Origin of the sequence: Rheinheimera pacifica, assembly GCF_024809855.1 — a bacterium.
In the GTDB taxonomy this organism is placed as follows: Bacteria; Pseudomonadota; Gammaproteobacteria; order Enterobacterales; family Alteromonadaceae; genus Alishewanella; species Alishewanella pacifica_A.
Map to the genome: position 1 here is coordinate 385,111 of NZ_JANUEM010000001.1, position 23,455 is coordinate 408,565.

Genomic DNA, 23,455 nt, shown 5'->3' on the forward strand with positions numbered 1-23,455 from the left:
CTGTGGCGAGCCAAATAGGGTCGTGGCATCCTCGCGCTTTCACTGATACAGGTTTAAGCGCATATATGCCGGGAGTACTGCCCCGATCTGCTCGCCTCAGCAGGGTTTCTGGCAATCCTGCCCTCAACCAGGCGGGCCAGTTACGCTGACCAAATTCGTTCCCGACGAATTTGTTACCCGCCTTCGCTGGCGCGAAAAGGTCTGAGACTGCGCTATCGGGGCAGTACTCCCTGTTTCTGGATTAAAGCAATATTGTCAGGGTTTAGTTTCAGGGTTCAGGCTTACTTTCTGCCCAACCGCTACGCCATGCTTGGCAAACCAGCCGCGCGGCATCTCCAGCGCGGCTATTACCGGCTGCTTTGATGGCACAGGTGTTTCATCATAGGGTTCAAGCGTAATCAGCTCTGCTATCGTCCAGTTGGCATCAATATAAGCCACATCCAGCGGCATAGAGGTATTTAGCATCCACAGTGCAATCTCTCGCGGCTCGCGGTACAGCAATAACATGCCGGGGTCTGCACTTTGCTGAAACATCAGCCCCTGCGCGCGTTTTTGCGGTGTATCTGCCAGTTGCACCTGAATTAATTGCTCACCCAGTTGCAACGGCACCAAACTAAATACTTCCCGCTCATCTGCCGGTACAGCACAAGCCAATAGCGGCATTGCCAAAGCCAGCACAGCTAAAAATCGTTTGATCATCGGTTTATCCTTGTAACTGGTAACTTAAAGCAATACCGGCGAACACCAGTATGCCTACATAGTGATTGTGCAAAAACGCACTAAAACAGCCCTGACTGCTGCGTCTGGCAATAATATACTGATAGATAAAACAACCAGCTGCAGCAATAAGGCTGAGGTAGAACACTAAATGCAATTGCGCCAGATACCCTACAGCAACCAGCAACAGTAAGGTACACAACTGCAGCAGCGCAATAATAGGCAAGGCATATTTGCCAAATAAAATGGCGGTAGATTTAATACCTACTTTCAGATCATCCGGCCGGTCTACCAGTGCATAGTAGGTGTCATAAGCTACTGTCCATAGCAGATTAGCCAGATACAACAGCCACAGCAGCGGCGGTAATTGCAACTGAATCGCCATAAACGCCATTGGCATACCCCAACTAAACGCCGCGCCAAGCACCACCTGCGGTAAATGGGTGTAACGTTTCATAAACGGATACACTGCCGCCAGCAGTAAAGCCACTACCGATAACAATACCGTTTGCCAGTTTAAAAACAGCAATAAACCGGCAGACAGCAACACCAGCAGCGCGAATAACTGCAGCGCTTCATTACTGCTTATTGCACCGCTGGCCAAAGGCCGCTGTTTAGTGCGTTCTACCGCGCCGTCCCATTTACGATCAGCATAGTCGTTAATGACGCAACCGGCGGCGCGCATTAACAGCACACCTAAGCTAAATACCAGCAGTAAATACAGCGGCGGCGGCCCGTTGGCTGCCAGCCACAGTGCCCACCAGGTGGGCCATAACAGCAAATATGTACCTATCGGCTTATTTACCCGCATCAGTTGCAGGTAATAATTACGGTGAGCCCAATTTAGCGCCAGTTTCATTACAAGGTCGCTTCCAGTTTATTGATATCAGGCAAAAATGCTTCAGCCACCAGCAGTGGCTGGCCTTCCAGCTGAAATACCGAGCGGCGTACATAACAGTAGGCAGCAATATTCAGTTGCGGCAGCATCACGTCAAGTTGTGCAGCCTCAATAGTGCCGCGCTGCAGGCTCTGATGCTGAAAAATGTAGTCGCCTAACGGCCGTTCGCCTAAATCGGCCAGTGGGCGCAATGTGCTGATAGTTTGCCCGGGTAACCAGCTTTGCGCATACACACAGGGCATCTCGTTGCACCACAAAATTACTTCGCGCACCTGCACTGCGGTAGTGTCAGGTAGCAAAGGCTGTAAAAATTCGGGTAAGACAGCGCTGTATTCCTGTAATACCTGCAGACGAAAATGCTGACAATGCCGCTTTAAACGCGCAGTCAGCGAGGCGGGTTCTAAAATCCACGGCGCTAACGCAGCCGGTAACACCAGGGTATTGGCGTCCTGCCAGTGCCGGGCAAGAGAAATAAGGGGAGTGCTCACAAATATCTATTCTGCAACTAAAAGTCTGGCGGCATCATAGCAACTTCGGCCTGACTTTTCAGCCGCAATCAGCACAGAAAAACGGCTTACTGTAAACTAAGTTAGCTGGTAAAATGCCACGCTTAACGCTACTGTTAGTGTCGTTGCCGCCATTTATTCTTCAACCAAAAGTGATACTTATGATCAAAAGCCTGCTACTTTCTCTGGTGCTGTCAGTGCCGCTGCTATTTGCAACACACCCGGCTGTTGCACAGCAACCGAAAGAAATTGTCTATTACGGTTTTGACCCTGATATTGTTACTAACTACATATCCGGCAACCGCCGCAGCCTGGGTTATATCCGTGTTACTGTAGAGCTGATGATTGAAGATAAATCTTATCTGAGCGCCATAGAGCATCACGAGCCACTGATACTGGATCTTATTATCGGCACCTTCACCAAACAGCCGGAAGATAAAATAAAGTCACTTACCGGCCGTGAAGAAATTCGCCTGGCAATTTTAGATAAACTGCAACAGGCGATGAAAAAAGAAACCGGCAACGCCATGATCAGAGATATTTTATTTACCAAGTATCTATATCAGTAGCACCGGTATCAGTAAGCACTTTATTGCACATGCGCACGGCCTTTGTGTTTACGCAGCACCCAGGCCCAGCCCATACCGGCAAGTAAGCCGCCCAAATGCGCCCAGTTTGCCATGCTTACCCAAAGTACATCGAAAAACCCCAGCAATAACCACAACAGCATAAAACCTACCAGCCCCGGACTGATATACAAACCCTGCGCCGGGTTTAACCGGCCGGCTATCCAGAAATAACCGAACAAGCCGTACACGACACCAGATAAACCGCCAAAATTAGGATTAACCATAAAGTACTGTGCAGCATTTGAAACAAGCGCCACCGACAGGGTAACGTTCAGTAACATCACCAGCCCCAGCCGTTGTTCAAACTGGCGGCCCAGATATAACCACCAGGCCAGATTAAATACCAGATGGGTTAACGAAAAATGCAATAACATCGGTGTAAACCAGCGCCACAGCTGTGTGGGTTCAGTAAGCTGCAAAGCAGCGCTGCTGGCTCGCCAGTCCAGCTGTTGCCACACGTATACCAGCAGACATAACAGCAACAATGCGGATGTTAAAGGCGCCTGACGCCACAGCTCACGCCAGTTAAATACAGGCAGGCCATCATGCTGCAACTTTTGCGTGTCTGGCTGGCTTAGTTGCCAGGCTGCAGCCTGATACCGCGGATGCGCCGGTTGCTGCAAAAAAAGGGCAAACTCCTGCTCTATCCGGGCCAGTTGCTCTGTTGCACCATACAGTTCTGCCAGCGTTGACTGCTGCACCACCGCAGTAACCTCAAGCCCCTGTGCTACACAATAAGCAGCAAACAGTTGTGCCGCCTGAGCAGAATTTAACTCGGCAAATTTATGCACTGTCGCCACTCACAAAAGGTAACTGTTGGCGCCAGCTTTCAAAGCCACCATCCATGCTGTACACCTGCTCAAAGCCCTGCTGAGCTAAATATTGTGCAGCCCCCTGGCTAGAGTTACCGTGGTAACATACCACCACTACCGGCTGCTCAAAGTCATACTGCTGCATAAAGCCAGTTAAGCTGCCATTGGTCAGATGAAAAGCACCATCAATATGGCCACCTGCAAAACTTTGCTCATCACGGATATCGGCAATAACTACCTTACCTGCAGCCATTAACTCAGCCGTTTTTGCCACAGAAATATGTTGAAAATCGCTCATGCTTACCCCTTAAAGTCTGGTCGGCTATGATACCGCAGCCATCAGGAATTACCAGCCAGCTCCAAAGCCAAGCCGGTTATCGCAGTTTAATGCAACCTGAACAAGAAGTGCTGGACACTAATTAAATTATTGTTAACAATAGCAACCTACTTTACCATAACCTTGGAGATATCATGACCAGCCTGATTATTCTGGCTATTTTAGTTGCCATAGTATTCTGGGTTATCAGCATTTTTAATCAGCTGGTAAAACTGAAAAACCGTTTTCAGAACGCCTTTGCCCAAATTGAAGTACAGCTAAAACGCCGCTACGACCTGATCCCCAATCTGGTTGAAACAGCCAAGGCCTATATGGCACACGAGCGTGATACGCTTGAAGCTGTTATAAACGCCCGAAATGCAGCCCTGGCAGGGTTAAAAGTGGCAGCAAACAATCCCGGCGATGCAGGAGCCATTAACGCGTTAGCCGGAGCTGAAGGCGCATTACAAAGTGCCATGAGCCGCTTAAATGTGGTAATGGAAGCTTACCCGGATTTAAAAGCGAACCAGAATATGATGCAAGTATCTGAAGAGCTTACCAGTACCGAAAACCGTGTAGCTTTCGCCCGTCAGGCCTTTAACGATGCCGTTACCGATTACAATAGCTACAAACAAAGCTTTCCTCCGGTGTTGCTAGCCTCTGCCTTTGGCCATGCGGCTGATGCCAAGTTGCTGGAGTTTGCTGACAGTGCTGCCATTCAGGCCGCGCCTAAAGTCAGTTTTTAAACAACGCGGCAAAATATGAGCAGTAACTTTTTTGCCCAGCAGGATTTAGCCCGGCGTAATACCCGTATTTTAGTGGTGTTGTTTACGCTGGCGGTACTGCTATTGCTAACGCTAACCAACGTTATTACCCTGATTAGTTTAGGTTTTGTTGACCCTGCTTTTTTATCATCATCCCTGCAGTGGCGAACCCTGCCATGGGATTTGGTTGGCTGGGTTAGTTTTATCGTACTGGCTGCCGTAACCATAGCCGTATTGTTTAAATGGCAGCAGCTAAAGGCTGGCGGTAGAGCTGTAGCCGAGTCACTTGGTGGTATACGGTTACTACCCGACAGCCAGGACCCGCTGCAAAGGCGCTTACTTAATGTAGTTGAAGAAATGGCTCTGGCTGCCAATACACCGGTGCCACCGGTATATTTACTGCCCGAACAAGGTATTAATGCCTTTGCCGCAGGTTACAGCCCGGCAGATGCAGTGATTGGTGTTACCCAGGGCTGCCTCGAACACTTAAACCGCGAAGAATTGCAGGGCGTTATAGCACACGAATTCAGCCATATTTTAAACGGCGATATGCGGATGAATATCCGTCTTATTGCCATCTTAAACGGTATTCTGTTTCTCGGGCATATTGGTTACTACATGCTGCGCGGTAGCAGCAGAGCCGGCGCCATACGCGCCAGTAGCCGCTCATCCGGCAACAGTAAAAATAATGGCGGCGGTATAGTGCTGTTAGCACTGGGTTTAGTGGTAATAGGTTATGTAGGCTCTTTTTTTGGCAATCTGATTAAAGCTGCAGTGAGCCGCCAGCGCGAATTTCTGGCAGATGCCTCTGCTGTACAGTTTACCCGCAACCCGCGCGGTATAGCCGGTGCGTTAAAAGCTATTGGCAGCCATAGCAGCTCAAGTAAAATAAAAAACCAGAATGCCGATGAAAACAGCCATCTGTTTTTTGGTGAAGCAATAAGCCGCTGGGCCTCTATTTTTGCTACTCACCCACCACTGTCCACGCGGATAAAACGGCTGGAACCACACTGGAACGGCAAATACCCCACTGCACGCCCTGCACAAACTGCAGTTGATGCCAGCGCCAGCACCACGGATGCCAAGCCCACTAATGCTGAGCGCTTGCAACAGGCTTTACCTTTACTATTGCTACACAGCAGCCGCCAAACAGAACCCGCCACGGCACTGGTATGTTGTTTACTGCTGCAGCAAGATCACGATATCCGCCAAAACCAATTAAGGCTGATTAAAGAGCTGGGGTCTGCCAGTTTTTTGCAACAAACCGATCAGTTGTGTGACAGTGTGGCAAGCCTTGATGCGCTGCAACAGGTACAGCTATTGCAGCGGTTGATCCCGGCGCTGAAAACCTTATCCGAAAGCAAATTCCGCCAGTTTGAGCAATTATTGCAGGCACTGATGCACGCCGCTGGTGCTGTGGATATCAGTAGCTGGCTGGCCCGGGAATTTGTAGAACACAGCGTGGCTGTGCAATTTGACCCGGACCAGATAAACCGTAAATACTCAGGTAAAACCCTGGCCCAACTGGCACCTGCAGTAAGCTCACTGCTCTCCCTGGTAAGCCAGGTTGCCGGTGACGCAGCCAAGCAACAACAAGCCTGGCAGGCTGCTATTGCCACACTGCCTTTTACCGCAGACAACATAAAGCCCGACTTCAACTTTCCCAACCTGAGCATGCAGTTACCGCAGTTGCTCGCACTGGCGCCTCAGCAAAAACAACAGCTGTGGCAAGCTATTGAAGCTGGTGTAAAGGCCGATAAACTGCTTTTAACTGAAGAGCAGGCATTATTGCTGGCATTGGCGCTGTTACTGGAAATACCCTACCAGAGCGAAACGTAATTTACCGCTGATAATGGCAATATCAGCCGGTATTGCCATTATCATTACCGTTCGCCCTTTAGCATCTGCTTAATTTCAGGTAAAATTAGCGGCCATTTTTCAGCAGGAAAACGTCATGACCGATAATCGATTATTTTTGATGTACGATACGTCATTTGACGAGATGGATGCTGAGGGCAGCCCGAGTTTTGGCTATGTATTGCTGTTTAACAGCGAAGATGCCGAACAATATCAGGTAGGTGAAAACCCGTCATGCCCGGCCGTATCTATGATGTTTACCGATCATGCCGATGGCGCTATCAGTGGCGATTTACTCGGCTGGGCCCACCTGGATGCCGACATCTTCCAGCAATTCCCACTAGGCCATTTTTTATTATTAATGGAACAAGCCGCTCAGGTTGCCATTAATGCCTACCGCCAGGTTGGCCAGGTACCCGATCGCTTAATCGCCCAACATTTGGGTGATGAAGAACTGATCCAGTTCGATGTGCAATTTAATGATCTGCAGCTGAATGAACAACAAAACGAACAGCAACTGGCACAGCAGTTGATGTCTGGCCGCCCCTATCTCGACTCGTAGCAGACATAGTAACGGCAATAAATACCCTAAAACTATTTTGCATTTCCCCCTAACGGCTTTTACTATTAGCCGCTGGGTTGGCAGTTTGTTACCGGAGAAGGTGTTATGGCGCATGCCATTGATATGTCAGCAATTGAACAAGCGTTAGATGGCTTTACCATACCACCGCAACCGGAGATCCTGCAGCATATTCAGCAACAGCTGGATTTGCCTGAGCCTAACATTAAACGTATCGCGGCGCTGATAAACCTGGATATCGGTATTGCCGGCTTTACGTTAAAAGTAGTGAACTCCGCTTTTTTCGGCCTGCGGCACAAAATTACCTCTGTAGAGCATGCCTGCAAATTTCTTGGCGTGAGCCGGGTATTAAAACTGGTGCGCAGCGTACTAGTGCGCTTTACCCTGTCGGAAGGACGGGATGATAAATTCAGCTTAAAATTGTGGTCCAGCGCTTTGCAAACCGGCAATATTGCCATGACACTAGCCAAGCATTTTAACTTCAGCCAGGACATTCAGGACGACTGCTACAGTCTGGGTTTGTTTCATAACGCCGGTATTGCCCTTATTCAACAGCAGGTAAGTAACTACGAACAATTAATGCAGCAAGGCCTGCAGCAGGGCCGCGGTTACAGTGAAATTGAAGAACAGTATTTTCATACCTGCCATGAGGTAGTGGGTTATCTGGTAGCCCAGTCATGGGGTTTAACGCCAGAGCTGTGTAATGTTATTGCTTATCATCACAGCCCGGCACTGATGCTGGAAAGCGACAGCGAACTGGAAAAGCAGCTGTTTGCACTGTTAAAACTGGCAGAGCACTTCAGTGGCGAAAGCCGCCAGCTGTTTAATATTACGCTGGACCCGGAATGGGAGCTGCATAAAAGCGCTATTCTCGAAGTGTTGGATATGGAACCGTTGCAGTTGCCTGAACTGGCAGAATTGCTGCACCGCCAACAGATCAACACCATTTACTCTGTCTGACCGACCCAAAGCTGATGCAAATTATACTGGCGCCGATGGAAGGCGTAGTCGATCATCTTATGCGCGATATGCTAACGCGCATTGGCGGCTACGACTTATGTATTACCGAGTTTATCCGCATAGTCGATCAAAAATTACCAGCCCGGGTTTTTACCCGCTTTTGCCCTGAGCTGCAAAACGGCGGCAGAACCTTTGCCGGTACGCCGGTAAGGGTACAGTTGCTGGGGCAAGACCCAAACTGGCTGGCCGAAAATGCCGTGCGAGCAGTAGAACTGGGCTCGCCAGGGGTTGATTTAAACTTTGGTTGCCCGGCTAAAGCAGTAAACAAAAGCCGTGGTGGTGCTGTGCTGCTAAAAGAAACCGAGCAACTGTACCGTATAGTTAAAGCGGTGCGTGATGCTGTGCCTACGCAGTTTCCTGTCAGTGCCAAAATTCGCCTCGGCTATGACGACACCAGCCTAACGCTGGCCAATGCAGCTGCTATTGCCAGTGCTGGCGCCAGCATGCTTACCGTGCATGCCCGTACCAAAAGTGACGGTTACCGGCCACCGGCTTACTGGCCATGGATAGCAAAAATTAAACAACAAACAGCTATTCCGCTGGTGGCAAACGGTGAGATTTGGAATGCCGCCGATGCTGCGTTGTGCCAGCAACAGGCCGATTGCAGCGACATTATGCTCGGCCGTGGCGCACTGGCCATGCCAAACCTGGCACAAAGTATCCGTACCGGCGTAGCTGCTATGCCCTGGCCGCAGGTACTGGAGCTGCTGATGCGCTACTCTGAATTTGAGATCAGCGGTGACAAAGGCCAGTATTATGCTAACCGTATTAAACAGTGGTTCAGCTATTTAAAGTTGCAATACCCGCAAGCGGCTGACTTATTTCAACAACTACGGCTGTTGCGTAAAAGCAGCGACATTCTGGCGACATTAAATCAGGCATTGTTGCACAGCCAGCAAGCTTAGAGTGTTTTGACGCAAAGTTTTTTATAAAGGCTATACTCCTCAGACAGTTAGTTTAAGGAGTGTGCTTTATGCCAATACAGGTTGCCGTGCTGAAGGAAAGCCGGCCACACGAAAAACGTGTTGCCATGGTGCCCGCCGTGGCAGATAAGTTGAGTAAACTGGGCTGCAGGATCAGCCTGCTCAGCGGCGCAGGCCTTAGCAGCAAATTACCCGACAGCGCCTATACTGCAGTGCATTTTGTTAATACAGAGCAAGAGCTGCTGGCAACAGCCAATATAGTGCTGTCAGTACAGCCCCCTACCACTGAGCAAATTAACCTGATGCCACCCGGCTGTATTTTGCTTAGCTTTGTTTATCCACACAAAGAACCCGACCTTACCCGTTTACTGCGCGATAAGCACATAACCTGCTTTGCTATGGAGCAGGTACCACGTATCAGCCGTGCTCAGGCCATGGATGCGCTATCGTCGCAGGCGGCATTAGCCGGTTACTATGGCGCACTACTCGGGGCCACTAAGCTGGCGCGCATTTTACCGATGATGACTACCGCCGTGGGCTCAATCCGCCCGGCACGCTGTTTGGTAATGGGCCTCGGTGTAGCCGGTTTGCAAGCCTTAGCCACTGCCCGGCGTTTAGGGGCAATAACGGAAGGCTATGACGTGCGGCCAGAAACCAAGGAGCAGGCGGAATCTTTAGGCGCCAAATTTGTTGATACCGGCGTTGATGCCCGCGGTGAGGGTGGCTATGCCCGCGAGTTAACGCAACAAGAGAAAGACAAAATTGCCAGCGTAGTAACCCGGCATATTCAGCAGGCCGATATTGTTATTACTACGGCAGCTATACCCGGTCGGCCCTCACCGAAGCTGATTAGCAAAACCCAGGTTGACGGCATGAAACCAGGCGCCGTGATCATTGATTTAGCCGCTGAAGGTGGTGGCAACTGCGAATACAGCATACCGGGTGAAACCTTAGAACAAGGCCTGGCAACGATAATGGCACCGTTAAATGTACCTTCTATGCTGGCAGAACATGCCTCAGAGCTATACGCCAAGAATCTGCTGAATTTACTGCAGCTGTTTATTGCAGATGGCGAAATTAAACTGGATTGGGATGACGAAGTTCAGGCAAAAACCATACTGACACATCAGGGTGAGATCAAACCGGCAGCAGTAAAAACTGCGCTGGAACAACAATAACACAGCATTATTTTTGGGGAGCATTATGGACTACACCACCACTATATTAACCGGCTTTGTCGCGCTATATATTTTTATGCTGGCTGCATTTACCGGTTTTGAAATTATCGGCCGCGTACCGGCTATTTTGCACACACCACTGATGTCCGGCTCTAACTTTATTCACGGCATTGTGGTGGTTGGCGCGCTGTGGGCATTGCTAAATGCCAGCTCATTACCCGAGCAGATCATCGGTTTTCTTGGCGTACTGTTAGGTGCAGGCAATGCTGCCGGTGGTTATGTGGTAACCGAGCGCATGCTGCAAATGTTTAAACCGTCCGGCAAAACCAACAAGGAGTAAGGCATGAACGCAGCTTTACTCATCGACAGCAGCTATTTTATTGCCGCTTTTTTGTTTATTTACGGTTTAAAGCGTATGTCGTCTCCCCTTACTGCCCGCTCAGGTATTGTGGTTGCCGGTGCCGGTATGGTACTGGCCGTGCTGGCCAGCTTTTTGTATACGCTGGATGTTAACGAGGCGGCCAAGCCGCATCTTAGCACTAACCTGACACTGGCACTGATTGCCCTGGCTCTGGGCCTGGGCTGGGCCTGGCGTAGCGGTAAAAAAGTAGCAATGACTGACATGCCGCAAATGGTAGCACTGTATAACGGTATGGGCGGCGGTGCAGCAGCGGCGATTGCCGCCATAGAGCTGATTGGCTACAAAACTCACGGCACTGTGTCACTAAGCCTGGCTGTGCTGGGCGGGCTAATTGGCGCTGTTGCGTTATCCGGCTCGCTTATCGCCTGGGCTAAACTGGATGGCCGTATCAATAAAACCCTGCGTTTTGGTGCCTTGCAACTGGTAAACGGCAGTCTGTTATTCGTGTTGCTGGCCATTGGCGCTTACATTATCTGGCATGGCGGCATGGTTAGCTGGCCGGTATTTGCTATCTTTTTTGCGTTAGCACTGATTTACGGCGTAATGATGACCATGCCGATTGGCGGCGCCGATATGCCGGTGGTTATTTCGTTGTACAACGCCTTTACCGGCTTAGCTGTTGGCTTTGAAGGCTATGTACTGAATAACCCGGCACTGATGATAGCCGGTATGGTGGTCGGCTCGGCAGGCTCCTTACTTACCCTACTGATGGCCAAAGCGATGAACCGCTCAGTGGCCAATGTACTGTTTTCTAATTTTGGTGCCGTTAGCGAAGAAGCCCAGGGCGATATTACCGGTAGCCAGAAACCGGTTGATGCCAGCGACGCAGGTATTAATATGCGCTACGCCGGTAAAGTAATTATTGCACCTGGCTATGGCTTAGCCGTGGCGCAGGCACAACATAAACTGTACGAGCTGGTAAAACTGCTGCAGGACGCCGGGGTAGAAGTAAAATTTGCCATTCACCCGGTAGCAGGCCGCATGCCGGGCCATATGAATGTGTTGCTGGCTGAAGCCGGCGTACCATACGACATTATCTTTGATATGGAAGATATTAACGGCGAGTTTAAAGAAGCCGATGTAGCCATAGTCATTGGCGCCAATGACACAGTAAACCCGGCCGCCCGCAGCAATAAAAGCTCGCCGATTTACGGCATGCCGGTATTAAATGTTGATATGGCCAAACAGGTATACGTGGTAAAACGTGGCCAGGGTAAAGGTTATTCCGGCGTAGAAAACGCGCTGTTTTATGCCGATAACACGCAAATGATATACGGCGATGCACAAAAGGTGATGGTAGCCATGATCCAGGCGATTAAATCACTGGGCGGCGGGCATTAACCGGTACCGTTAAATCTTTGCTGGTTTAGCTGCTGTTGGCACAACTGCCCAAGTGTTTGTAATGCCCGCTCCAGCCGTGCATCCTGTGCTACTGCACAGTTTAAGCGGATAAAATTACCGTAGCGTGCTTTACCGGCCGGTGCGGTGGGCGAAAATATGGTGCCTGGCGCTATGCTGATTTTTTCTGCCAGCGCCTGCTGTGTTAACAGATAAGCATCTGTGCCTTGTGGCAGCTCTACCCAGAGTACAAAACCGCCCTGTGGCTGGCTAACGCGGGTGCCAGGTGGAAACAAGCGGCCAATACTGCTGCTGATACGCTGCACCGCCGCTTCATACTGCGGCCGTACCTGACGCAAATGCCGCTCATACTGGCCGCTTTGCAACAGCTTTGCCACCGCCAATTGTGGCAAAGCTGCCGTACTTATATTACTGATAAATTTCAGGTATTCGAGCTTCGCGGTATGTTTGGGCGCTATTACCCAGCCCAGGCGTAAATCCGGCGACAGGGTTTTAGAAAAAGTGCTGCAGTAAAAAATATCCTGCTTTGGCGCCAGCGCCAGAAAGCTGCCGGGCCGAGGTCCGGTAAAGCCTAAATCGCCATAGGTATCATCTTCTATCAGTGCTATGCCACGCTTTGCCAGCAATTGTACTATGCGCTTTTTATTGCTGTCCGGGATCAGGCTGCCCAATGGGTTACTGTAGTTGGCAATCAGCACACAGGCCTTTACCGGCCACTGCTCAAGGGCCTGCTCCAGTACGTCAGGTGCCATGCCGGTTTGCACGTCGGTGGGCAGTGCCAGCGCTTTTAAACCAGCAGCTTCCAGCGCCTGTAGCAGGCCATAAAACGCCGGTGACTCTATCACGACCACATCGCCAGGCTGAGTTACGGCCTTTAAACTCAGCATCAGCGCTTCCTGGCAGCCATTGGTAATAATGACATCGTCCTGCGATACCACAGCACCCTGTAACGCCATACGCCGGGCAATTTCATGGCGTAGTTCGGCTGCGCCGCGGCTGGCTTCATAGCGCATTAAGCGCGCCGGTTCAGTTTTAATTACCTGTTGCAGCACTTTTTGTAGCGCGTGTTGTGGCAGATAAACCGCCGCCGGTACAGCAGCACCTAAGCGCATGTAAGCCGGATCGGCTGCGGCCTTAGACAACGACAAAGCTATCTGCTGGCTACAAACAGTAACGGGCCCGGCCACTTGCTGTAGTGTGCTACTAAGTGCCGGAGGCTGATAACGTGGTTTAACAAAATAACCGCTGCGACTACTGGCCTGTAAATAGCCGTCGGCCTCCAGCCGCCGGTAACTTGCCACCACGGTAGACACACTTACGGCCCGGCGTTTGGCCAGCTCACGCACACCCGGCAGGCGGTCACCGCAGCCATATTGGCCCTGCTCTATTTGTTGTTGCAGCTCGGCAGCCAGCTGTTGATAACGAAAACCCACACGCCTTCCTTTTACTTACCACTGCAATGCCTGCCACAACGGTGGCAGTACCGATAATGCCAGCAGAACGCCCATGGCCCGGTTAAACCAGCGCCGCTGCTCTGGTGCAGTTAGTAAGCGCTTTAAACCGGCGCCGAACATCAGCCAGCTAATGGTACAGGGCAACCCCACCAGCAAAAATACCAGTGCAATCAGCACTAATTGCTGCCAGTACACCCCCTGCAAGCTGGTAAAAGCTGCAATAGCACCGGTAATCATGACCCAGGCTTTGGCATTTACCCACTGAAACAGCAACGCCTGGGTAAAACTCAGCGGTTTACTATTACCCGTTTCTATTTGCTTTGGCTCAGCACTGGCAATTTTCCACGCCAGATACAGCAAATATACCGAACCCACTAATTTTATTAGCTGGTGCAATAACGGTTGTTGCTGCAAGATCAGCCCAGCTCCCAACCCCACTGCCAGCAACATCAGTAAAAAACCCAGCTGAATACCGGCCAGATGGGCCAGGCTTTTTTGCACGCCATAATTAACGCCGGACGACATAATCATAATATTATTCGGCCCGGGTGTAATGCTGGTGGCAAAAGCAAAAAATACTAAGGTCCAGAATAACTCCATGCTGCTTGTTCCTGTCTGCTTGCGTTAAGTCACCACAGTAACGCGGGCGCGTGGCAGAAAATATACACAGTGCCTTACAAAATAAGCAGTACAGAGCAAATTAAAATGAAAGCAAAGCAGTACAGTTTAAGCCCGGTATTTAAATTAATGTCATCAGGTCACACCAGCCTGGTAATAAACAATTAATTACACAAAATACTATGCTACTAACTCATGATTAACAGCTTTGTAGTCGCTAAACTTAGAAACACCCTGATTTTTGTATTTATTGTGGAGTATTTGGTATGGACCTAGGGTCTTGCGTTAAACCAGCCAGCAACAGGCTTACTGTGCCTGCCTGGTTGCTTGTGTCTTCGCTGGCATTAGCGGTGTCAGGCTGTGGTGGCGGTGACAGTGCAGATAGTACACCGCCGGTAGCTACTCCACCGGTAGTAACGCCTCCGGTTGCCACACCACCGCCAACAGAAACGCAACCGCCTGCAGACGGCCTACCCGAGCCAGAACTTGAAGCTGCGCCCAGTGCAGACGTTAAACCGCTACCCAAACCAGGTGCCCCATCGTTATCACCACCACCGGCGGAGCTCAGGTTATCAGCAGCTTATAACAAAAGCGCTGCTGCAGTGCCGGTACTTGCCGTATCTGCCAGCTCGTCCGGCGACGAAAATGGCAATAACACTGCAGATAAAGCCATTGATGGTGATTTAAACAGCCGCTGGGAAAGCGCCTGGAGCAATGGTATAGCCGATGCCGATAACGCCTGGTTACAGTTTGATTTTGGTGCCAAAACCGCCATAGGCTATATGAAGCTGCACTGGGAAAATGCCTACGCTGAAGAATATGCCATTTATATTTCTGACGATGGCCAAAACTGGTACCAACTGCGCTATATCACCGGCGCTCAGGGCCGCACTGAGGAGTTTTTTAATCTGAATATTGATGCCCGCTATGTTCGCCTGCAGGGCATTAAGCGCCACACTCAGTATGGTTATTCATTATTTGAAGTCGAATTCAGAACCCCGGGCAACGACAACTCCATGCCACTGCTGGATACGTCCTATGTACCTTACCCGTTGAGCGGCAGCGGTCGCCAGCCATTGCCTGCCCCGGCGCAACCGGTTGAAAGTGTGCGCTTTACCTTAGCCGACGGCACCCTGGTAACGCGCTTTGGTATGGTTGGGCGCTCACGCCATGCCCGTGAACGCGGCGAAGAGTGGAACGAAATTGGTTTTGGCCTGAACGAAACTGTCGATGCCCAGGGTAACCCAGCAGATAAAGGCCCCGGTGCACATTTAAACTTTATTGCTAACTACTTTAAAAACCGCACCTGGGGCGTCGAATTTATTGATAACAGCAATGTCGCTGGCGTTACCGCGCCACGGATTATTGTTAATCAGTATTATTTGCAAGCGCAAAAAGGCGGTGGCCACTCTTTTGTGCGCCGTTTTGACGAACCCAACGTTACCGGTTTTGGCTGGATGAGCCCTGGCCGTTTGCTGGATAACTCTACCTACCTGAGCGACGGCGCGCCCTGCCCGGTAGTGCCTAAACCAGCCAATGGCCTGTTGCTAAACCCCAACAGCGGTTACGGTGGCGTAATTGGTGCAAATGATGGCTGTAGCGTAGTATTTGACACCTACCCCGGCCACAGAGCCCTCTCAGCCAATGCCGATGGCGTAATGGTGCCAAACGGTAATAACGTATCCGCACGGTCGCTGAAAAAAGGCGATATTATTGAGTTTACCGGGTCGTTTTTCTCTACCCGCGAAGTGATGGATGCCATTGGCGATAACGGCGGCTTTCGTTACTACACCAATGAGCTCACCTATGTCATGGGCCAGGGCTTACGCCCCTGGTATGGCGTACAACCGCGGTTAATGAACCAACCACTGCCTGACAGCACTCTGCAAGGCGGCCTCGGCTCGGTATCATACGATTATGCCGACAATGCCACTTTTATATTTCAGCAGCCACATAACAATATTGGCATGCAAAATATACAACGCTTTATGGAAGGCCGCCGTTGGTTACACACTAATTTATGGACCGGCGAGCATAACGAAGATGGCAATGACCGCAATGATGCAGGCCGTTTCCTGCAAGGGCCGCGCTTTAACCAGTCATCCTGTTTTAACTGCCACGTTAGCAATGGCCGCAGCGTTGCCCCAACAGTAGTAAACCAACGGCTTGATACTATGGCAATACGCACCGGCGCCACCGGCACCGACGCTAACGGTAATTACCTGCCACACCCTATATACGGCCAGGCAATGCAAATGAATGCGCGCTCAACCACAACGGGCGCGGTGCAAAACTGGGGTAACGCTGCTGTAGTTGCCGGTTTTACCACAAAGAATGTACAACTGGCCGATGGTACTGTAGTAGAACTGCGTAAACCGGAAATAGCCTTTGAGGGCCCGGTACCGGAAGCCTATTCCGTGCGCTCGGCGCAGCCATTAATAGGTATGGGCCTGCTTGAAGCCATTGACGACGACACCATTCTAGCGCGGGTACGCACCACACCCGATGCTGATGGTGTTCTTGGCACTGCCAACTATGCTTACGATCCGGAAACCGGCGATGTGCGTTTAGGCCGCTATGGCTGGAAAGCCGGTAAAGTTAGCCTGCGTCACCAGGTCGCTAACGCTGCCCTGCTGGATATGTCTGTAACGTCATCTATTTACCCGAACCGCGACTGTCTGGCCGGGGCAAAACACTGTGACGCCGCCAGTGGCACAGAGCCCGGCTTACCAGATGAAGCACTGCAATTAATGACAGAATATCTGCACCTGTTGGCCGTACCGGCACAGCGCAGCCTGGTTAGTGGTTTCCCTAAAGGCGTATCGCCGATGGCGTATTTGGATGTTGAGCCTGCCAAAATAGCCCAGGGTGAGCAGGTATTCACAGCCATTCGCTGCAATGCCTGCCATATCAGCGAAGTGCAAACCAGCGCCCGCTCGCCATTTGACGAAGTACGCAACCAAACTATCCGGCCTTATACCAACATGCTGCTGCATGATATGGGCGAAGAGCTGGCAGATAATTTCGCCGAAGGCTTAGCCAGTGGTAACCTGTGGCGTACACCGGCTTTATGGGGTATTGGCTACACCGAATACGTAGCGGCAGGCACGCCGGTAGGTTATTTACATGACAGCCGCGCCCGCACGTTAACCGAGGCCATTTTATGGCACGGCGGCGAAGCTGAAGTGATTAAAAACCGCTTTGTTAATTTACCCACTGAAGATCGCGAAGCCCTGCTGACCTTCTTGAAGTCGCTGTAATATAGAGGCCCGGTGCTTAACAGGCACCGGGTTGTAACTCTCTGGCTACTTAGCCACTTTCAGCTATCTTGCCGCTGCGTTTCTGTGTAAACAGTCAAGCCTTACGACATAGACAGGCATTTCGCTGCGCAGTACACTGAAGCGCTATTTTTATTAACAAACAAGGTTATACCCGTGAATACAGAAAATTTGTCTGAAGCACAAATTGCAGAAATAAAAAGCAACTTTGATTTTTTTGACCGTGACGGCAATGGCCGCATTGAATTAACCGAGTTTATCGAACTGCTTACAGCGCTAGCCCCTAAGACCAAAGTCAGTCATGTTGAAGAAGGCTTTAAGCTTATCGACACCAATAATAACGGCTATATCGACTTCGCCGAGTTTTTAGACTGGTGGCAAGACTGCTGGTGGGAATACTAAAATAAAAGGGCAAGGTTGCTGCTTGCCCTAATCTGATTTATCCAAAAGCCCTGCTGCAACATCACTTTTTGCATTCTTACTAACTATTAGCGAAAACCACTAAAACATTGGCTGCAAGTTTGCAGCATCTCCGCAGAACATGCCTAACCAACTGATTTTAAAATATAAAAATACTGGCATAACACTTGATTGCTTAATGATAAAACACCGCATGTTTAACATCAAAAGGATCAACACTATGAACAGAACACTGGTTATTATCTTATTAGTTGTTGTAGGTATTTACTGCCTGCCTACGTTACTGGCAACAGCTGCAACCATTTTTGCCATTGTGATCGGCGTTTTCGGCGCTATTCTTGGCGTAGGTATCTCATTAGTGGTTACGCTATTGCCGGTTATTATTGTTGGCTACCTGATCTGGTGGCTGGTACGCGATAACCGCCGTAACCGTCAGTATTAACTTAACCGGCATAGCGTGGGCCCGCACAGGGCCCTAATCAGCAAAACTCACCTTACCCATAGTAACGCCCGGTATACCCTCACGGGCGTTGCTGAATTTCTGCTTGCCGCCAACTAAACATTCATTCGCCAGTACGGCAAATAATACTGCCTCTTTCGCGTCAGGGTTGATGCCTAAGTCATGAGTGGTTTTAATGCTTACGCCCGGCAATGCCGCCTGAATTTGCGTCATTAACAACGGGTTGTGAATACCACCACCACTGGCGTAAATAACAAATTGCTCCAGCTTTTCAGTGGTTTGCTTAATAGCACTGATAATCATATCGGCGCTAAAGCAATTTAGCGTGGCCATAATATCGGCATGGCTTAACTGCTCTGTGCCACTTGCCAGCTGTGCCTTAGCAAGATAGGCCAGGTTAAATACTTCCGGCCCGGTGGTTTTAGGAAAGCCCAGCGCAAAGAATGGATCTTGCTTTAAGGCCCCCAGTAAAGGCTCACTAACTTTACCAGCCTTGGCTAACAGCGAGTTCTCATCAAAATACTTACCCGGATAATGTTGTTGAATAAACGCATCCATCATCGTATTGCCGGGGCCAATATCACTGCTAAATACTGCTTCGGCGTCCAGCGTTTGTGGCAGCCAGGTAAAGTTAGCGATACCACCAATATTCAGCATAATGCGGTTTTCGCTGTTGCTGCTAAACAGTAAGTAGTCGCCATACACCGCTAACGGCGCGCCTTCGCCGCCTGCAGCAATATGTTTTTGCCTAAAATCACTCAAAGTAATAATACCGGTGGCCATTGCCAGATGATCGCCATCGCCAATTTGCAGCGTGGCGTTGCCGTAATCAGCCAGATTATGCTGGCGTTTGGGGCAGTGAAAAATGGTTTGGCCATGGCTGGCTATTACGTCAACATCAGCGGCTGTCAGTTGCCACTGCGTCAGGCATTGGTTAATCATGCGGCCGTGCTCCAGCCCAATCCATGGGTTTAACAGCGTTACGGCCTGCAAGTCTACTTCACGTTTGGAAAACACCGCCTTTACCCGCTGCTTATAGTCAGCATCGTAATCTACCGTGGTGAACTGCAGTAAGTTAATGCGGGTATTGAGACCATCGCCGCTTAGTTCACACAGGGCTACATCCAGGCCGTCAAGTGAGGTGCCGCTCATCAGGCCGATAACTTTACGGCTGGGTTTGGCGGCAATATTAAATAAATTCTGAATATGTGCGTGCATCTGTTTTCCTGTTGAGGCTGAAACAAAACTACTGTTGCAAACTGTAGCATGAATAATTTATCCAGCAACACCAAGATTCATACTAAATAAAATTGCATAAAATTTCGCTTTGAGGTATATATTCACCGAAAGCTAGTCACCAATGTATAAAAAATTCATAAATTTAAACCCGATATTCTAGCTATAGCAACTGGGAGTATACACAGATGGCGTCTTACCTTAGCAGCAAAACCGCCGGTTACAGACTGCGCCAGGCTTCAAAACTGGCTTTGGCAGTAAACCTGGCACTATTTAGCCAAATAACTCTGGCTCAACAAACGGATGAAACCGCCGCAAAAACTGAAGTGATCACTATCACCGGTTCGCGTATCGCCCGTACTGAACTGGTTGCATCAAGCCCGGTAGCTTCGGTAGATGAAGTGCAAATTCAGCTGGACCGCGCCGTTAACGTTGAAGACATTACCGCTAAACTGCCGCAGGCAGCAGCAGGAGCCAATGCTACCGGCGCCACAGTAGGTGACTCTTTAGGCTCATCAACCATCGACTTACGCAGCCTGGGCCAAAACCGTACTCTGGTGCTGATTAACGGTACCCGTGCCGTGCCTTTCAGCTTTCGTAACTCGGTAGATGTTAACATTATTCCGGCCGGTTTAATTAAGCGGGTAGACGTATTAACCGGTGGTGCAGCTGCCGTATACGGTGCCGATGCAGTAGCAGGCGTAGTAAACTTTATTATGGACGACAAGTTTGATGGCGTTGAGCTGTCGGCCAGTTATGAAACCGCCGATGGTGGCGGTGAGAAAATGAACACTGAAGCCGTGTTTGGTGGCGATATTGCCAATGGCCGTGGTCATATTACCGGCTATGTCGGCTATTCTGAACGCAAAGCCCTGCTGGCCGGCGAACGTAGCTGGGCGCTGCAAAACAGCGGCAGTATTATTAACAGCGGCGGTTTTTATACCGACGTTGCCAGCGGCAACAGCTTTGGTATTGACGATAACGGCGGCGTTACCACAGGCCGTAACACAGTAAATATTACTGATCAGCGCTACCTTACCCAGCCAATGGACCGTTTATCTGCCGGTTTATTCTTTAACACCGAATTTAACGACTACGTTGAGCTGTATGGCCGTGGCATGTATGCCAAAGTAAAAGTAACCGGTGCCGGTTCTGCTGGCCAAACCCCCATTTCAGTTAACGAACAGGTTACCTTAACAGCTGATAACCCTTATATTCCTGCGGCAGTGCGTGATTTAATCAGCTTCGACGCCAATGGTAATGCGCTGGTAAATGTAGAGCGTAACCTGGGCCTGGGTGTCCAGTACACTGAAGCGGTGCGCGAATCCAGCCAGTTCCAGTTGGGTTTAAAAGGCATAATAACCGATAGCTTAAGCTACGACGTTTACGCCCAGTATGGTGTTACTGATGAAACTTCCAGCATTTACAACAATGCCTACCGCAACAACAATAGCGGTGTAAGCCGTTTTGGTGCATTGGCCAACACAGTAGATATTTTTGATCCGCAACTGGATTTAAGCTCGTTTAGCGTGCCGCTGTTGTTTGCCAACCGTGAGCGCACACAAAGCGTAATGGCTGCTACCATTTCAGGCGATTCAGCACCGTTATTTGAATTACCGGCCGGTACAGTCAGCTATGCGCTGGGCTATGAATACCGCAAAGAAACCGGCAAACAAACGCCGGGCGATGCGTTTCGTAACGGCACCAGCTTCTCATCAGCGGCTGTATTTGACATGGACGCCAGCTTCGACAGTAAAGAAGTGTATGCCGAAGTGCTGGTACCATTACTGTTTGACACCGCTTTTGCCGATCAGCTTGACTTTGAAGGCGCTTACCGTATTTCTGAGTACTCAAACACCGACGCTGAAAACACCTGGAAACTGGGCATTAACTGGGCAATAAACAGTGATGTACGTATTCGTGCCAGCCGCCAGACGGCGTTTAGGGCGCCTAACTTAGGTGAATTTGCCAGCCCAATCACGGCACTGTCACTGGCATTATTTGATCAAACCAGCGAGCAGTTTGTACCGCGCTTTGCCGGCCGTTTTGACGGTGATCCATGTTTACTGGGTACCGGTAATGCCGAGCAGTGCGCCCGCTATGGTGCCGCACCGGCGGGAACACCGTTTGATGCCTCTACTGCCAGTTATACCTATGGTGGTAACCCTAACATTAAGCCAGAGCAGGCCGTGTCATCTACACTGGGCCTGGTGTATACCCCGTCTTACCTGAAAGGGTTTGATGTAACACTGGATTACTACACCATTGAAATTACCGATGCGGTAAGCCAGATCCAGCCTGCGGCTGCGCTGAAAAACTGTTATATCGACAACCCGGTTGCCGGTAACCCCTTGTGTGACGCCGTACTACGCGACCCACAAACCGGTTTAATCAGCACCGCTATTGTAAACGACTTTAACCTGGCAGCTGTTAAGCAGGACGGCGTTGACCTGGCCGTTAATTACCGTTTCGACGCCCCGGCAGTAATGGGTGGCAGTATGAAGCTGGCTTATCAGGGCACCATTATTACCAAACAAACCCGGCAGGATAACGCCACTTTGCCAGCCATTGATTGTAAAGGCACCTTTGGCAGTGCTTGCTCCGGCGACTTTGCCAGCGTACTGCAGGCAGACTACAAACACCGTATGACACTGGACTGGAACCTGGACACTCTGGGCGTACAGCTGGGCTGGCGTCGTATTGGCGAAGTAGAAAGTGCTGCCAATCGCAGTATCAGCATTGGCGCACAAAACTATATCGACTTATCTGCATCATGGCAGGCTACTGACGAGCTAAGCCTGACTGCCGGTATTGATAACCTGCTGGATAAAGATCCGCCATTGCCGTTCTCTGGCGCCAACCATTTTAATACTGTAAGTGACTACTCAGTTCTGGGCCGCACTATAGGTATTTCACTGCGTTACAAACCCGCGTTCTAATCCCGGACACGGTGTTTCCCGGCCTGTATTGCAGGCCGGGCTTTTCAATTTCCTCCTATCATAATAAGCTGCTGGTTAAAACCGTTTTACTCTACTGAGCCAATCAGGCTGAAAACAGGAATACCGGATGTCTGTACTCGATAAAATTCATGCCCTGCGCGAAAAATTTCCACGTGCAGAACAGCAACTGGCAGAATATATTCTGGCTAACCCGGATCATATCCGTGACATGCCATCACAAATGCTGGCCAAAGCTGTCGGCATCAGCCAGGCCAGTGTAGTGCGCTTTACCCAAAAGCTGGGTTACAAAGGTTACCCGGATTTTAAATTTGCCATTACCGACAGCCTGCATCATCAGGTATTGCCAGCCAGCGCCGACAAGCTGCACGGCGAAATTTCACTGGACGATACCTTCAGCACCATGAGTCAGAAACTACTGGCCAGCAAAATTAATGTGCTGAATAAAACCCATGCTATTAACTCACAAACCAGCTATGAGCAGGCCGCTTTAATGCTGCGTAATGCCAAACGGGTGCTGCTATGTGGCAAGGGCGGCTCGGCTTTAGTGGCAAAAGATTTCTCATACAAGCTGCAGAAACTCGGTATGGCGGCGCTGGCTGAAACCGATACCCATGTGCAACTGGCTAATATTGCCAACTACACTGCCGAAGATGTGCTGGTAGTACTGAGTGAATCAGGTGAAACCGCCGACAGCGTAAAAATTACCGAGCAGGCGGCCAGCAACGGCGTGCAAATTATCAGTGTTACCGCTTATGGTGCTAATAATATTGCCCGGCTGGCCGGGCTGAATTTATATACCGTGGCCGACGAAAGCTCAGCGCGCTTGTCGTCTATTCTGGCGCGTAATGCACAGGAACTGGTGATCGACACCCTGTTTATTTTGCTAACACAAACCTGTCCGCAAGGCCGCAAAAAACTGGCGGCATCCAACAAAGCAGTAGACACTTTCTTAGCCCGCAAACGCTGAAACATTAAAACATTCTAATGTAGAGTCACAAAAGCTTGATCCAGCGCATAAGCGCTGGCTGCCTGCCCTTGTATAGTGCTAT

General features: G+C 50.2%; 22 protein-coding genes. 14 read left to right on the top strand and 8 right to left on the bottom strand.

The window, feature by feature from the left end:
* Nucleotides 1-255: 255 nt before the first annotated feature.
* Genes M2404_RS01790 through M2404_RS01800 form a run of 3 tightly spaced genes read right to left on the bottom strand, consistent with a single transcriptional unit; the run spans nucleotide 256 to nucleotide 2,103 of the window.
* Nucleotides 256-699 (bottom strand): DUF192 domain-containing protein, encoded by a 444-nt coding sequence (locus M2404_RS01790; protein ID WP_259237901.1) that lies wholly within the window; start codon nucleotides 697-699, stop codon nucleotides 256-258.
* 4 nt (nucleotides 700-703) lie between these two features.
* On the bottom strand, nucleotides 704-1,576 hold the full coding sequence (gene ubiA, locus M2404_RS01795) for a 4-hydroxybenzoate octaprenyltransferase (RefSeq protein WP_259237902.1): 873 nt from the start codon (nucleotides 1,574-1,576) through the stop codon (nucleotides 704-706).
* On the bottom strand, nucleotides 1,576-2,103 hold the full coding sequence (locus M2404_RS01800; protein ID WP_259237903.1) for a chorismate--pyruvate lyase family protein: 528 nt from the start codon (nucleotides 2,101-2,103) through the stop codon (nucleotides 1,576-1,578). The genes ubiA and M2404_RS01800 overlap by 1 nt, the downstream gene beginning before the upstream one ends.
* A gap of 179 nt (nucleotides 2,104-2,282) precedes the next feature.
* On the opposite strand from M2404_RS01800, the gene M2404_RS01805 reads away from it, so the two are divergent.
* Nucleotides 2,283-2,690 (top strand): flagellar basal body-associated protein FliL, encoded by a 408-nt coding sequence (locus tag M2404_RS01805; protein WP_259237904.1) that lies wholly within the window; start codon nucleotides 2,283-2,285, stop codon nucleotides 2,688-2,690.
* A gap of 20 nt (nucleotides 2,691-2,710) precedes the next feature.
* Here M2404_RS01805 and glpG read toward each other — a convergent pair whose 3' ends face one another.
* Both glpG and glpE read right to left on the bottom strand, forming a co-directional pair.
* Nucleotides 2,711-3,541 carry a rhomboid family intramembrane serine protease GlpG gene (gene glpG / locus M2404_RS01810; RefSeq protein WP_259237906.1) on the bottom strand — a complete coding sequence of 277 codons (831 nt, stop codon included), beginning with the start codon at nucleotides 3,539-3,541 and terminating at the stop codon, nucleotides 2,711-2,713.
* The gene (glpE, locus tag M2404_RS01815) at nucleotides 3,534-3,860 is read right to left on the bottom strand and encodes a thiosulfate sulfurtransferase GlpE (protein WP_215396704.1); all 327 of its coding nucleotides are present in this window, start codon (nucleotides 3,858-3,860) and stop codon (nucleotides 3,534-3,536) included. The genes glpG and glpE overlap by 8 nt, the downstream gene beginning before the upstream one ends.
* Nucleotides 3,861-4,033: 173 nt before the next feature.
* Here glpE and M2404_RS01820 point away from each other — a divergent pair, with 173 nt between their 5' ends.
* From M2404_RS01820 to M2404_RS01855, 8 genes are all read left to right on the top strand, one after another.
* Nucleotides 4,034-4,624 carry a LemA family protein gene (locus tag M2404_RS01820; RefSeq protein ID WP_259237911.1) on the top strand — a complete coding sequence of 197 codons (591 nt, stop codon included), beginning with the start codon at nucleotides 4,034-4,036 and terminating at the stop codon, nucleotides 4,622-4,624.
* A 15-nt stretch (nucleotides 4,625-4,639) separates the two neighbouring features.
* Nucleotides 4,640-6,481 (top strand): M48 family metallopeptidase, encoded by a 1,842-nt coding sequence (locus tag M2404_RS01825; protein WP_259237912.1) that lies wholly within the window; start codon nucleotides 4,640-4,642, stop codon nucleotides 6,479-6,481.
* 115 nt (nucleotides 6,482-6,596) lie between these two features.
* Nucleotides 6,597-7,061, top strand: coding sequence for a hypothetical protein (locus M2404_RS01830; protein WP_215396706.1), 465 nt, complete (start codon nucleotides 6,597-6,599; stop codon nucleotides 7,059-7,061).
* Nucleotides 7,062-7,166: 105 nt separating this feature from the next.
* Nucleotides 7,167-8,039: an HDOD domain-containing protein gene (locus M2404_RS01835; protein WP_259237913.1), complete on the top strand. Its 873-nt coding sequence runs from the start codon at nucleotides 7,167-7,169 to the stop codon at nucleotides 8,037-8,039.
* Between the two features lie 14 nt (nucleotides 8,040-8,053).
* Nucleotides 8,054-9,004 carry a tRNA-dihydrouridine synthase gene (locus M2404_RS01840; protein ID WP_259237914.1) on the top strand — a complete coding sequence of 317 codons (951 nt, stop codon included), beginning with the start codon at nucleotides 8,054-8,056 and terminating at the stop codon, nucleotides 9,002-9,004.
* 68 nt (nucleotides 9,005-9,072) lie between these two features.
* The gene (locus M2404_RS01845; RefSeq protein WP_259237915.1) at nucleotides 9,073-10,200 is read left to right on the top strand and encodes an NAD(P) transhydrogenase subunit alpha; all 1,128 of its coding nucleotides are present in this window, start codon (nucleotides 9,073-9,075) and stop codon (nucleotides 10,198-10,200) included.
* Between the two features lie 25 nt (nucleotides 10,201-10,225).
* Entirely contained in the window at nucleotides 10,226-10,540 is a 315-nt protein-coding gene (locus tag M2404_RS01850; protein ID WP_215396710.1) for an NAD(P) transhydrogenase subunit alpha part 2, read from the top strand.
* Between the two features lie 3 nt (nucleotides 10,541-10,543).
* The gene (locus M2404_RS01855; protein WP_259237917.1) at nucleotides 10,544-11,962 is read left to right on the top strand and encodes an NAD(P)(+) transhydrogenase (Re/Si-specific) subunit beta; all 1,419 of its coding nucleotides are present in this window, start codon (nucleotides 10,544-10,546) and stop codon (nucleotides 11,960-11,962) included.
* Here M2404_RS01855 and M2404_RS01860 read toward each other — a convergent pair.
* Nucleotides 11,959-13,413, bottom strand: coding sequence for an aminotransferase-like domain-containing protein (locus M2404_RS01860; RefSeq protein WP_259237918.1), 1,455 nt, complete (start codon nucleotides 13,411-13,413; stop codon nucleotides 11,959-11,961). The two genes, M2404_RS01855 and M2404_RS01860, sit on opposite strands and share 4 nt — an antisense overlap.
* A 15-nt stretch (nucleotides 13,414-13,428) precedes the next feature.
* Nucleotides 13,429-14,034: a LysE family translocator gene (locus M2404_RS01865; RefSeq protein ID WP_259237919.1), complete on the bottom strand. Its 606-nt coding sequence runs from the start codon at nucleotides 14,032-14,034 to the stop codon at nucleotides 13,429-13,431.
* Between the two features lie 284 nt (nucleotides 14,035-14,318).
* Between M2404_RS01865 and M2404_RS01870 the strand changes: the two genes are divergently transcribed.
* From M2404_RS01870 to M2404_RS01880, 3 genes are all read left to right on the top strand, one after another.
* Nucleotides 14,319-17,312 (top strand): di-heme oxidoredictase family protein, encoded by a 2,994-nt coding sequence (locus tag M2404_RS01870; protein ID WP_259237920.1) that lies wholly within the window; start codon nucleotides 14,319-14,321, stop codon nucleotides 17,310-17,312.
* 174 nt (nucleotides 17,313-17,486) lie between these two features.
* Nucleotides 17,487-17,732, top strand: a complete 246-nt coding sequence (locus tag M2404_RS01875; RefSeq protein ID WP_259237921.1) for an EF-hand domain-containing protein — start codon at nucleotides 17,487-17,489, stop codon at nucleotides 17,730-17,732.
* Between the two features lie 238 nt (nucleotides 17,733-17,970).
* Nucleotides 17,971-18,192 carry a hypothetical protein gene (locus tag M2404_RS01880; protein WP_259237922.1) on the top strand — a complete coding sequence of 74 codons (222 nt, stop codon included), beginning with the start codon at nucleotides 17,971-17,973 and terminating at the stop codon, nucleotides 18,190-18,192.
* A gap of 33 nt (nucleotides 18,193-18,225) precedes the next feature.
* Here the strand turns inward: M2404_RS01880 and M2404_RS01885 are convergent, their stop codons facing one another.
* Complete coding sequence (locus M2404_RS01885; protein ID WP_259237925.1) at nucleotides 18,226-19,428, bottom strand: anhydro-N-acetylmuramic acid kinase; 1,203 nt, start codon at nucleotides 19,426-19,428, stop codon at nucleotides 18,226-18,228.
* Between the two features lie 206 nt (nucleotides 19,429-19,634).
* Here M2404_RS01885 and M2404_RS01890 point away from each other — a divergent pair, with 206 nt between their 5' ends.
* Entirely contained in the window at nucleotides 19,635-22,385 is a 2,751-nt protein-coding gene (locus tag M2404_RS01890) for a TonB-dependent receptor domain-containing protein (RefSeq protein WP_259237927.1), read from the top strand.
* A gap of 127 nt (nucleotides 22,386-22,512) precedes the next feature.
* The gene (locus M2404_RS01895; RefSeq protein WP_215396724.1) at nucleotides 22,513-23,373 is read left to right on the top strand and encodes a MurR/RpiR family transcriptional regulator; all 861 of its coding nucleotides are present in this window, start codon (nucleotides 22,513-22,515) and stop codon (nucleotides 23,371-23,373) included.
* Nucleotides 23,374-23,455 lie beyond the last annotated feature (82 nt).